The organism is Pseudomonas sp. KCJK9000 (genome assembly GCF_046230725.1).
GTDB classification, from domain to species: Bacteria; Pseudomonadota; Gammaproteobacteria; order Pseudomonadales; family Pseudomonadaceae; genus Aquipseudomonas; species Aquipseudomonas promysalinigenes.
In genome coordinates, this window is record NZ_JBJJLN010000008.1 from 135028 (window position 1) to 147109 (window position 12082).

Below are 12082 nucleotides of genomic sequence, written 5' to 3' on the forward strand. Positions count from 1 at the left end.
TCCCATGGATGGCGTGGCGTTCAGCATACATGAACGCGGCCTTATACAAATGCAAATTCACAGAATGCCAAGCACCTTCCATCATCGGCCCATAACAACAAATGCAGAGGCCCACGGTTATGACTGCTTGCCACTCGCCCATCGACTACAGCGCCTGGATGGGGCGTACCGAGGATGCCGTCGATGAATTGAGCCTGAACCTGATCAAGCGCATTGCCGCCACCTTTGGGCAAACCCCACCCGCCGCAGGGCAACCCCTTCCAGCTTTATGGATGTGGTGCTTTTTCCAGGAACCAGTGGCCGAGTCACAGCTAGGCGGTGACGGCCACCCGGCTCGCGGCGGTTTCCTGCCCCCGGCCGACAACCGTAACCGCATGTGGGCTGGCGGGCGGGTCGACTTCATCGCACCCTTGATCGTTGGCGCGCAGGCCCAGCGCCGCTCGACCCTGCTGCACATCGAGCAAAAGCATGGCCGCACTGGCGCCCTGCTGTTTGTCACAGTGCGTCATGAGTACCTGCAGAACGGGCAGCTGTGCGTGCGTGAAGAACAGGACATCGTGTACCGCGAACCCAACCCACCGAAGCTGCACAGCGCCCCGGCAGAAGCCCCGGCCGATTGGAGCGAAACGGTGACGCCCACACCCACCCTGTTGTTCCGGTATTCGGCCGTCACCTTCAACGGCCACCGCATCCACTACGACTACCCCTACGTCACCGGCACCGAAGGCTACGCAGGCTTAGTGGTGCACGGCCCGATGATTGCCACGTTGAACCTGCAAGCGTTCATGCGCGCCAACCCAGGCAAGCAGGTGCGCCACTTCGCCTACCGCGGCGTGCGCCCGCTGACCGTGCCGGGGTCGTTCGAGGTGGCCGGCCGCATCAGTGCACCCGGCCAAGCCCAGCTGTGGGCTGGCAATGCCGACGGCGTGGCGCAAAGCGCAGACGTGGTTTTTGACTGATACCTGACTGGGAATCCCCGCATGCATACGTACGACAGCGATGACCTGAACGCCATCCGCGAGGGCGTGCGCGCCTTGTGCGCCGAGTTCGACGCCAGCTACTGGCGCAAGATCGATGAACAAAAAGCCTTCCCGCAAGCGTTCGTCAAAGCCATGACCGACGCTGGCTGGCTGTCGGCGATGATCCCCGAGGCGTATGGGGGCTCAGGGCTGGGGTTGGCGGAGGCCTCGGTGATTCTTGAAGAGGTCAACGCCTGCGGCGGCAACTCCGGTACGGTGCACGGGCAGATGTACAATATGTTCACCCTGCTGCGCCATGGCAGCGAGGAACAAAAGCGCCACTACCTGCCCAAGCTCGCCAGCGGTGAGCTGCGGCTGCAGTCGATGGGCGTGACGGAACCGACCACCGGGACCGACACCACCAAGATCAAGACCACGGCCGTGCGCCAAGGTGACAAGTACCTGATCAATGGCCAGAAGGTCTGGATTTCGCGGGTTCAACACTCAGACCTGATGATTCTACTGGCGCGCACCACGCCCCTGCCTGAGGTGAAGAAAAAATCCGAAGGCATGTCGATTTTCCTGGTCGACTTGCGCCAGGCCATCGGAAACGGCCTGACAGTGCAGCCGATCGCCAACATGGTCAACCATGAAACCAACGAGCTGTTCTTCGACAACCTGGAGCTGCCTGTCAGCAGCCTGATCGGCGAAGAAGGCCAAGGCTTTCGCTACATCCTCGATGGCCTTAACGCAGAGCGCACACTGATCGCTGCCGAGTGCATCGGCGATGGCCGCTGGTTCATCGAAAAAGCCAGCGCCTATGCCCGCGACCGGGTAGTGTTCGGCCGCCCGATCGGGCAGAACCAAGGCGTGCAGTTTCCCATCGCCGAAGCCTACATCGAGCTTGAGGCAGCGGACCTGATGCGCTGGCGCGCCTGCGCCGAATACGACAGCGGGCAGAACGCCGGGGCCAGTGCGAACATGGCCAAGTACCTGGCCGCCAAAGCTTCGTGGGAGGCGGCCAATGCCTGCCTGCAGACCCACGGCGGCTTCGGCTTTGCCTGCGAATACGATGTGGAGCGCAAGTTCCGCGAAACCCGCCTGTACCAAGTGGCGCCGATCTCTACCAACCTGATCCTGTCGTACGTGGCCGAGCATCTGCTCGAGCTGCCGCGTAGTTTCTGAGGGCCTGTTCATGCAGCATACACACGCATTGGCGGGCTTCCTTGCCGACCTGCACTACGCCCAGATCCCCAGCCCGGTATTGGACCGTACCGAAGACCTGTTCCTCGATTGGCTCGGCTCGGCCCTGGCCAGCCAGGGCGCGCACCCGATTCCGCTGTTCGAGCGCTATGCCCAGCGCATGGGCCCCGCCGAGGGCCGGGCTCGGGTGCTGACCAGTGGGCGCAGCTCTTCACCCTACTTTGCCGCGCTGGTCAACGGCGCCGCCTCGCACCTGGTGGAACAGGACGACCTGCATAACAGCTCGGTGCTGCACCCGGCAACCGTGGTGTTCTCGGCCGTCCTGGCGGCAGCCCAAGACCTGGGCAAGTCAGGCAAGGCCTTGTTGCTGGCGGCCGTGGCCGGTTACGAAGCGGGCATTCGTATCGGTGAATTCCTCGGCCGCTCGCATTACCGGGTTTTCCACACCACCGCCACCGTCGGCACGCTGGCAGCAGCGGTGGGCGTCGGCAAACTGCTGGGCTTTGACAAAGAGCAGTTCATCAACCTGCTGGGCACTGCCGGCACCCAGGCTGCGGGGCTTTGGGAGTTTCTGCGCGATGCGGCCGACTCCAAGCAGTTGCACACCGCCAAGGCCGCCGCCGATGGCCTGCTGGCCGCTTACCTGACTGCCGATGGGCTGAGCGGCGCACGCAATATTCTCGAAGGTGACCAGGGCCTTGCTGCCGGCATGTCCAGCGACGCTGACCCGGCTCGCCTCAGCGACCGGCTGGGCACACGCTGGGCACTGGCGGAAACCTCCTTCAAATTCCATGCTTCCTGCCGCCACACCCATCCCGCCGCTGACGCGCTGCTGCACTTGATGCAGCGCGAAGGCCTGAGCCACGAGCACATCGCCAAGGTGGTCACCCGCGTGCACCAGGGCGCCCTTGATGTGCTGGGCCGAGTCAGCGTGCCGAGCACCGTGCACCAGGCCAAGTTTTCCATGGGCACGGTGCTTGGCCTGATCGCCGTGCATGGCAGTGCCCAGCTTCTGGAGTTCCGCGACCTGGCACTGACCGACCCGCACGTCGCCAGCCTGCGCGACAAGGTCGAAATGCAACTGGACGCTGAAGTGGATGCCGCCTACCCGGCGCGCTGGCTGGGACGCGTGGAGGTCACCTGCAACGATGGCCGGCGCCTGAGCGCGGCCATCGACCAGCCCAAGGGCGACCCCGGCAACACCCTTTCGCGACCGGAGCTGGAAGCCAAGTTCCAGCGCCTGCTGGCCTATTCCGGCGCCCGTAGCCCGGCCCAGGGCCAGGCCCTGATCGAGCAGGTCTGGCAACTGCGCGATGCGCCCTCGCTGGCCGCGCTGTACTGATGATGAACAGGTGACCCCATGACTCAAACCGCACCCCGCCCGCTGGACGGCATCACCGTTATCAGCCTGGAACATGCCATCGCAGCGCCCTTCTGCACCCGCCAACTGGCCGATTTGGGTGCCCGTGTGATCAAGATCGAACGCCCCGGCAGTGGTGATTTTGCCCGGGGTTACGACCAGCGCGTCGATGGCCTGGCCTCGCACTTCGTGTGGACCAACCGCTCCAAGGAAAGCCTCACCCTGGACCTCAAGCAACCTGCCGCCAGCGGCATTCTTGAGGCACTGCTGGCCAAAGCCGACGTACTGGTGCAAAACCTCGCACCCGGCGCCGCCGCACGCATGGGCCTCTCGTTCCAGAGCCTGCACCAGCGCTATCCGCGGTTGATTGTGTGCGATATCTCCGGGTATGGCGCAGGCGGCCCCTATGAAAAGAAGAAAGCCTACGACCTGCTGATCCAGAGCGAGGGTGGCTTCGTGTCGGTGACCGGCGGCCCTGGCGATGAAGAAATGGCCAAAGCCGGCTGTTCGATCGCCGATATCGCTGCCGGTATGTATGCCTATACCGGCGTGCTTTCCGCCCTGCTGCTGCGCGATAAGACCGGCCTTGGCAGCAACATCGACGTGTCGATGCTGGAAAGCCTGGTGGAATGGATGGGCTACCCGATGTACTACGCCTACAACGGCGCGCCGCCGCCTGCGCGTGCCGGGGCGGCGCACTCCACCATCTACCCGTACGGGCCATTCCCCACGGGGGGTGGCGGCACGATCATGCTCGGCCTGCAGAACGAGCGGGAGTGGGCGCTGTTTTGCGAGAAGGTCCTGCTGGACCCAGCGCTGGCCAACGATGATCGCTTCAGCGCCAACTTTCGACGCTCAGAAAACCGCGAGGTGCTGCGCCAGATCATCGTCGATGGCTTCGCCAGTTTGTCCCTGGACGAAGTAGTCGCGCGGCTGGAGCAGGCGCAGATCGCCAACGCCCGGGTCAACGACATGCATGGTGTATGGCAGCATCCGCAGCTTAAGGCCCGTGATAGCTGGCGTTCAGTGGACAGCCCAGCTGGCGAATTACCTGCGCTGCTGCCTCCAGGGCGCAATGCCGCATTCGCCCCGCGCATGGACGCGGTGCCGGCCCTGGGCCAACACACCCAGGGCATCCTCGAGGAACTGGGCTTCACGGCAGACCAGCAGGCCAACCTGGCAGCAGGAGGCGTCGTATGAAAACGGTACGCTCTGCCTTGTTCGTACCCGGCAGCCGCCCCGAGCGCTTCGCCAAGGCCCTGGCTGCCGGCGCCGATGCGGTGATCGTCGACTTTGAGGACGCCGTTGAGGAGCCGCTCAAGCAACAAGCGCGTCAGCACCTGGCGGCATTCCTCCACGCTAACCCGAGCGCGTCGGTGTGGGTCAGGGTTAATGCCCCGCAACACCAGGAGCATGCGCCCGACCTTGCATTCTGTGCGCAACAGCCGGGGGTCGTCGGCGTGCTGCTGCCTAAGGTTGAAAATGCCACGCAGGTCGCGGTCGCCTGGCACAGTGGCAAGCCTGTCTGGCCGATCATCGAAACTGCCAAGGGGTGGCTGGCCTTGGCGCAGATCGCAAGCGCCGAAGGTGTCGAGCGGCTGTCGTTCGGCAGCCTCGACCTGGCACTGGATTTGGGCCTGAACACAGACAGCGAAGCTGCCCAGTCTTTTCTGGACCAGGCACGCATGGCCGTGCAACTGCACTCGCGGGCGGCTGGCTTGCAGCCGCCGCTCGACGGTGTATTCCCGGGCATAGCCGATGACCAAGGGCTGCACCGAGCGATGCGTCGCGCCCATGACCTGGGCTACGCAGGCGCGCTATGCATCCACCCCAGGCAGATCCCAGTGATTCACGCCGCGCTCGCGCCCAGCGCCGAACAATTGGCATGGGCACGGCGGGTGGTGGCAGCCAGTGCTGCGGCCAATGGCGCCGGGGCGTTTCAGCTGGACGGGCAGATGGTCGACGCCCCTGTGTTGTTGCGTGCGCAGCGCTTACTGGACTTAACCACGGGCTAAGCGAGTGCGTTCAGCTAACCTGAATGCAGCCTTACACAAAAGCTGATTCTCCACACGCTGGCTCATGCTCCATCTTTATGTTCAACCCTCCTACAACAATAAATCAGAGGTGACATCGATGTTGAAACTGACCCAGGCGCTGCTGTGCGCCGCTGCAGTGTCCCTGGCGAGCCTGGCCCAGGCCGCTGACCCCATCGTCATCAAGTTCGCCCACGTCGTGGCTGACAGTACGCCAAAAGGCCAAGGGGCATTGATGTTCCAGAAACTGGTCGCTGCCGATCCTCAGCTCAAGGACAAGGTCAAAGTCGAGGTCTACCCCAACTCATCACTGTTCGGTGATGGCAAGGAGATGGAAGCGCTGTTGCTGGGCGACGTACAGATGCTGGCGCCATCGTTGGCCAAGTTCGAGCACTACAACAAGCAGGTACAGATCTTCGACCTGCCGTTCCTGTTCGACGATCTGGCCGCTGTCGATCGCTTTCAGCAAGGCCCACAGGGCAAGGCACTGCTGACTTCGATGGAAGACAAAGGTATTCACGGCCTTGCCTATTGGCACAACGGGCTCAAGCAACTGTCGGCCAACAAGAAAGTGTTGCTACCCAAGGACGCTCGCGGGCTCAAATTCCGCGTCCAGGCTTCCAGTGTGCTGGAAGAGCAATTCAAGGCCATTCGCGCCAACCCTCGCAAGATGAGCTTCGCCGAGGTCTACCAGGGCCTGCAGACCGGCACGGTCAATGGCACCGAAAACACTTGGTCCAACTATGAAAGCCAGAAGGTCAATGAGGTGCAGAAGTTCTTCACCGAAACCGACCACGGCCTGATCGACTACATGGTGATCACCAACGCCAAGTTCTGGAGCGGCCTGCCAGAGGATGTGCGCAGTGAACTGCAGGCGATCATGGACAAAGTCACCGTCGAGGTGAACAAACAGGCCGAAGCCCTCAACCAACAGGCCCGTCAGAAGATCGTCGACGCCAAGACCAGCGAAATCGACGTGCTGACGCCCGAGCAACGGGAACAATGGCGTGAAGCGATGCGTCCGGTCTGGAAAATGTTCTCCGACCAGATCGGTGCTGACCTGATCAAGGCCGCTGAGGCCTCCAACAAAGCGTCCTGACGTGCTGCCCTGGCCACCCGCATACGGGTGGCCTGTCTTTTCTGTCTGGAGAATCCTATGCAATCGCTCAGGCGAGTCTGGGAGCACTTCGAGGAAGGCATGATCGCCTTTCTCCTGGCCGCCATGACCTTGGTGACATTCACTTACGTGGCGCTCAACAACCTTTACACCCTGTTCTACACGCTCAGTGACCACTGGGCCTTCGCCAGCGATTTACTGCTGGGCATCGGTGACCACCTGATGGGCTACGCCCAGGAAATGACCTGGAGCATCGCCCTGACCAAAGCGCTGTTCGGCTGGTTGATATTCTTCGGCATCGCCTACGGCGTGCGTACCGCAGGGCACTTGGGCGTGGATGTGCTGGTGCGGCGCACGCCCAAACCAGTGCAACGGGTGCTGGCAATGATCGCCTGTGCCTGCTGCCTGGCCTACGCCGGGCTTTTCCTGGTGGCGAGCATCCGCTGGGTGAGCGCGGTACTGGTGGCGGGGATCGGCGCCGAGGACCTGGATCGCTATGGCATCAAGATCGGCCACATCGCGCTGATCGTGCCGTTTGGCTTCATCCTGGTGATCATCCGCTACCTGGAGATCCTCTACCGCCTATTCACCCACCGCCAGTCTGGCCTGGGCCTGGCTGACGAGGCCGCCGAAGCGAGCAAACTGGCCAATCCGGGTGAGGAGCACCACTGATGACGGTAATCTGCCTGTTTCTGTTGCTGTTCCTGTTCATGTTCCTCGGGGTGCCGATCGCCATTTCACTGGGCCTCTCGGGTGCGCTCTCTATCCTGATGTTCAGCCAAGACTCGCTGAGCTCGCTGGCGATCAAGTTGTTCGAGACCTCCGACAGCTACACCTTTCTGGCCATTCCGTTCTTCCTGTTGTCAGGCGCGTTCATGACCACCGGTGGCGTGGCGCAACGGCTGATCGATTTTGCCAACGCCTGCGTCGGGCACATTCGTGGTGGCCTGGCCATTGCAGCGGTGCTGGCCTGCATGCTGTTCGCCGCGTTGTCAGGTTCGTCACCTGCCACGGTAGCGGCCGTGGGCTCGATCGCCGTTGCCGGCATGGTGCGTTCGGGTTACCCGCGTGAGTTTGGCGCAGGCATCATCTGTAACGCAGGTACCCTTGGCATCCTGATTCCACCTTCGATCGTCATGGTGGTCTACTCGGCCGCCACCGAGACGTCAGTGGGCAAGCTGTTCATGGCAGGTGTGATACCGGGCATTCTGCTGGGGCTGGCGCTGATGGTGACCATCTATATCGTCGCGCGCATCAAGAAGCTCCCAGCACAACCGCGTGCCAGCTTTGCCCAGTGGCTGACCTGCGCTCGCCGCGCGTTCTGGGGCCTGCTGTTGCTGGTGATCATCCTCGGCGGTATCTACAGCGGTATGTTCACCCCCACCGAAGCGGCAGCAGTGGCGGCGGTGTATTCGGCGTTCATCGCGCTGTTCGTGTACAAGGACATGCGCATCAAGGACTGCCCGAAAGTTTTGCTGGAGTCGGGCCGACTGACCATCATGCTGCTGTTCATCATCGCCAACGCCATGCTGTTCGCCCATGTGCTGACCACCGAACAGATTCCCCAGCAAATCACCCAGTGGGTGATGTCCGAAGGGCTAACGCCCATCGGCTTCCTGATCATGGTCAACATCGTGCTGCTGGTGGCCGGCAGTTTCATGGAGCCGTCGGCGATCATCCTGATCCTGGCGCCGATCTTCTTCCCGATCGCGATGAAGCTGGGCATCGATCCGATTCACCTGGGCATCGTGATGGTGGTGAACATGGAGATTGGCCTGGTTCACCCACCGGTAGGGCTGAACCTGTTCGTCACCTCGGCGGTGACCGGGCTGACGTTAGGGCAGACGATACGCGCGGCCCTGCCTTGGCTGATGATCCTGCTGCTGTTCCTGGTGCTGGTGACCTATGTGCCGTTCATCTCGCTGGCCCTGCCGGAATGGCTGGGTATGCCATGAACCTCGGTTTCAAAGGTTGAGTCACGGGGTGTATCGACTGTTGCAAGTGCGTTTGCCTGCTCGATACACCCCTAGGGCTACGTCAGATCCCTCCTGCGGCCAGCAATTGGCTCATCACCCCCGCCAGGTCCTTGACCATCCTGTCTGCGGTGGGCTTGTGCACGATGACGATTTCATAGCTGTCGACCTCTGGCAGCCCTTGTTCAGGGCCCAGTACCCGGTGCTCGCCTGTTGCTGCGCGCGGCGGCAACAGGCTGATGCCCATGCCGTCGGCCACCGCAGCCTGGATACCACTGAGGCTTGAACTGGTGAAGCTGATCCGCCAGCGCCGGCCCATGCCTTCGATGGCATTGATCATGTCCTCGCGGTACAGGCCACGCGGTGGGAAGGTCACCAACGGGACCGGGTCCAGCTCGAATGCGGGGACGCGCGCACTGTCGATCCATTGCAAGCGCTCCGGCCAGCAGGCCACACCCTCGCGGCTGTTGCGCCGTTGCTTGAGCAGAACCAGGTCCAGCTCACCATTATCGTAGGCCTGGCTAAGGTCACGGCACAGCCCGCTGGTGACCTCGAGTTTGACCTGCGGGTGCTGGCGGCTGAAGGCTGACAGCGCATTGGTGGTGCGCCCACCGACGAAGTCCTCAGGCACCCCCAGACGTACCGTGACCCCAACCATCGCCCCGGCCAGGGCTTGCAGCATCTGATCGTTCAACGCCAGCATGTGTCGGGCATAACCGAGCAGGGTCTGGCCGGCATCGGTGGGCAATACGTCGCGGTTACCGCGTACCAACAGGCGGTGGCCGACCATATCTTCCAGGCGGCGAACTTTCTGGCTGATCGTCGATTGGGTCGAATGCAGGCGCGCGGCGGCGGTGGTGAAGCTGCCGCAGTCGGCCACCACTACCACGGCACGCAGCAGGTCGAGGTCGAACAGGGAGCTATTGGATTTGACGCTGATGGACATCGGGGTATTCAACAAATCAATGGCATGGTTGAGTTCTACCATGCCTCCAGTAGCCCGGCAACGCAGATGTCTAATCCCCCAGCGCCACCCCTTCGCGGCGCGGGTCAGCCCCACCCGCCCAGCCGTTGGTCGTTCGCTGGATGATCTGCATGCCGCTGGTCATGGTCAATGGCGTCACCTCGTGGCCCCAGGCAGCCAGCTGGCGGATCAAGGCCGCACTGGTCAGCCCTGCCTCCACCTCGGTGCCGGCGTTGCGGCTGCCGAAATTGGGCAGATTGGCCGCTTGCTGAGGATCGAGCCGCCAGTCCAGCAAGCCGATCAGCGCCTTGTTCACATAGCCGATGATCTGCGAACCACCTGGCGAACCAAGGCTTGCCAGCAGCTCGCCGGAGTCGCGGGCGAAGACCAGCGTTGGCGCCATCGCCGACAGCGGGCGCTTGCCCGGCTGTACACGGTTGGCCACGGGTTTACCGTTCTCGGCCGGCAGGAAGGAAAAGTCGGTGAGTTGGTTGTTCAGCATGAAGCCGCCGACCATCAGGTGCGATCCGAAGGCCGATTCCACCGATGTGGTCATGGCCAGCGCCTGGCCACTGTCATCGACCGCAGACAGATGCGATGTAGAAATGCGCAGTGGCGAGCGGTCTGGGGCCAATGCCAGATGGACGCCAGGTGGGGTACCTGGGCGCGCGTGCTTCATGCTGAACTCGCCCACCCCCTGGCTGCGCGCGGCGAGGTAGGCCGGGGCTAGCAACGCGCTGACCGGCACTGGCACATAATCGCTGTCGGCCAGGTACAGGGCTCGATCGGCGTAGGCCAGGCGCTCGGCTTCGGCAATCAGGTGCACGGCTTGCGGCGCCGGCTCCAGGCCAGCCACCGAGTCAACTTTGTGCGGCGGCAAATTGGCCAGGTCGTGCTGCGCCGAAGTCAGCTGTAGCGCCTGCAAAATACCCAAGGTCTGTAATACGGTTACCCCACCCGATGATGGCGGCGGCATGCCGCAAATGTTCCAGGCCTTGTAAGCGCCGCACAGCGGCTGGCGCTCCTTGGCCTGATAACCCTGCAGGTCTTCGAGGGATAGCATCCCGGCATTGGCGTGCTGACGCACCTGCGCCACCATGGCTTGGGCAATCTCACCGCTGTAGAAAGCCTCGACTCCCTGCTGTGCAATGCGCTGGAAAGTTCGGGCCAGGGCCGGGTTGCGCAACCGCGTGCCAACGGCCAAGGGCTTGCCTTCACGGTCCAGAAAGTAAGCCGCCATGGCCGGCGAGCGGGCAATCGACGGGTCACCGGCAATGAGCGTGTGCAGGCGCGGGGAAACGGTGAAGCCTTCGCGCGCCAAGGCAATGGCCGGCGCGAACAGGTCCTTCCACGGCAGGTTGCCATGCTGATCGTGGGCCAGTTTCAAAGCCCGCAGTACACCCGGCACACCCACCGAGCGCCCGCCAATTTGCGCTGCGCGAAAGGCCATGGGCGAGCCGTCGGCTTGCAGGAACAGGCGTTCGGTCACCCCAGCCGGTGCAGTTTCGCGGCCGTCGTAAGCCTGCACACGCTGGCCATCCCAGTACAGGATGAAGCCGCCGCCGCCTATGCCACTGGACTGTGGCTCGACCAGGGTCAGCACCATTTGCATGGCAATGGCCGCATCGATGGCACTGCCACCGGCCCGCAGCATCGCTCGCCCGGCCTCGCTGGCCAAAGGGTTGGCGGCCGCCACCATGTGCCGACTGGCACGCACCGGCTGCAGGCCGCTGCGGTAACCGGACTCAAGCTCCGGCGGGGTGGCCAGCACTTGGTCGGCCCAGGTGCCGCCACTGCACGCTGCGAGGCAAATGACAGTGAGCAGGCGCTGCACTAACAAGGCACTACGGTACATCGGCTCGCATCCTTTCATGTGTCAGCCAACTGGGTTCAATGCGCTTTGAGCGCAGCTTCGATCGTCGCCACATCGATTTTGCCCATGTTCATCATCGCCTCGAACGCGCGCTTGGCTGCGGCCTTATCGGGGCTGGTGATCGCTTGCAGCAGAACGCGCGGGGTGATCTGCCAGGCGATACCCCACTTGTCCTTGCACCAGCCACACACGCTCTCACTGCCGCCGTTACTGACGATGGCCTGCCAGAACCGATCGGTTTCGGCTTGGTCCTCGGTGCAGACCTGAAACGAAAACGCCTCGCTGTGCCTGAACGCCGTACCGCCGTTAAGCCCTACACAAGGTATACCCATCACGGTGAACTCGACGGTGATCACCTCACCGGCCTTGCCCGCTGGAAAGTCGCCAGGCGCATGATGCACGGCCACGACTTGGCTGTTTGGAAACGTACTGGCGTAGAAGTTTGCCGCTTCTTCGGCATGCTTGTCGAACCACAGGCAGATCGTGTTTTTGGCAATCATGACAGCGCTCCATTGCACTTTGGAAAACCCTGAGTCTGGTCTGTTAATGCTGTTCACTTAAGCATTTGAGTTCAGGGTTGGGGTCGAAAAATCCGATACC

General features: G+C 62.6%; 11 protein-coding genes. 8 read left to right on the forward strand and 3 right to left on the reverse strand.

Translation table 11 applies throughout. The annotated features are described in order from the left end of the window. Positions 1 to 119 precede the first annotated feature (119 nt). The 8 genes from ACK59H_RS06315 to dctM all read left to right on the forward strand — a co-directional run bounded on the left by ACK59H_RS06315 (position 120) and on the right by dctM (position 8627). The gene (locus ACK59H_RS06315; RefSeq protein WP_060477002.1) at positions 120 to 959 is read left to right on the forward strand and encodes a MaoC family dehydratase N-terminal domain-containing protein; all 840 of its coding nucleotides are present in this window, start codon (positions 120 to 122) and stop codon (positions 957 to 959) included. A 21-nt stretch (positions 960 to 980) separates the two neighbouring features. Then, on the forward strand, positions 981 to 2144 hold the full coding sequence (locus ACK59H_RS06320) for an acyl-CoA dehydrogenase family protein (protein ID WP_060477001.1): 1164 nt from the start codon (positions 981 to 983) through the stop codon (positions 2142 to 2144). Positions 2145 to 2154: 10 nt separating this feature from the next. After that, positions 2155 to 3504, forward strand: a complete 1350-nt coding sequence (locus ACK59H_RS06325) for an MmgE/PrpD family protein (protein WP_261743524.1) — start codon at positions 2155 to 2157, stop codon at positions 3502 to 3504. Positions 3505 to 3522: 18 nt separating this feature from the next. Further along, the gene (locus tag ACK59H_RS06330) at positions 3523 to 4722 is read left to right on the forward strand and encodes a CaiB/BaiF CoA transferase family protein (RefSeq protein ID WP_409264321.1); all 1200 of its coding nucleotides are present in this window, start codon (positions 3523 to 3525) and stop codon (positions 4720 to 4722) included. Beyond that, the gene (locus ACK59H_RS06335) at positions 4719 to 5537 is read left to right on the forward strand and encodes a CoA ester lyase (RefSeq protein WP_060476998.1); all 819 of its coding nucleotides are present in this window, start codon (positions 4719 to 4721) and stop codon (positions 5535 to 5537) included. Before ACK59H_RS06330 ends, ACK59H_RS06335 begins: the two co-directional genes overlap by 4 nt. Positions 5538 to 5655: 118 nt before the next feature. After that, the gene (locus tag ACK59H_RS06340; RefSeq protein WP_186477922.1) at positions 5656 to 6654 is read left to right on the forward strand and encodes a TRAP transporter substrate-binding protein; all 999 of its coding nucleotides are present in this window, start codon (positions 5656 to 5658) and stop codon (positions 6652 to 6654) included. Positions 6655 to 6711: 57 nt separating this feature from the next. Then, positions 6712 to 7344, forward strand: coding sequence for a TRAP transporter small permease (locus ACK59H_RS06345; protein ID WP_409264322.1), 633 nt, complete (start codon positions 6712 to 6714; stop codon positions 7342 to 7344). Continuing rightward, the gene (gene dctM, locus ACK59H_RS06350; RefSeq protein ID WP_060476995.1) at positions 7344 to 8627 is read left to right on the forward strand and encodes a C4-dicarboxylate TRAP transporter large permease protein DctM; all 1284 of its coding nucleotides are present in this window, start codon (positions 7344 to 7346) and stop codon (positions 8625 to 8627) included. The genes ACK59H_RS06345 and dctM overlap by 1 nt, the downstream gene beginning before the upstream one ends. An 82-nt stretch (positions 8628 to 8709) precedes the next feature. Here dctM and ACK59H_RS06355 read toward each other — a convergent pair whose 3' ends face one another. From ACK59H_RS06355 to ACK59H_RS06365, 3 genes are all read right to left on the reverse strand, one after another. Further along, positions 8710 to 9591 (reverse strand): LysR substrate-binding domain-containing protein, encoded by an 882-nt coding sequence (locus ACK59H_RS06355; RefSeq protein WP_060477140.1) that lies wholly within the window; start codon positions 9589 to 9591, stop codon positions 8710 to 8712. 70 nt (positions 9592 to 9661) lie between these two features. After that, positions 9662 to 11464: a gamma-glutamyltransferase gene (ggt, locus tag ACK59H_RS06360; RefSeq protein WP_409264323.1), complete on the reverse strand. Its 1803-nt coding sequence runs from the start codon at positions 11462 to 11464 to the stop codon at positions 9662 to 9664. A gap of 35 nt (positions 11465 to 11499) precedes the next feature. Beyond that, positions 11500 to 11982 (reverse strand): VOC family protein, encoded by a 483-nt coding sequence (locus ACK59H_RS06365; protein ID WP_409264324.1) that lies wholly within the window; start codon positions 11980 to 11982, stop codon positions 11500 to 11502. Positions 11983 to 12082 lie beyond the last annotated feature (100 nt).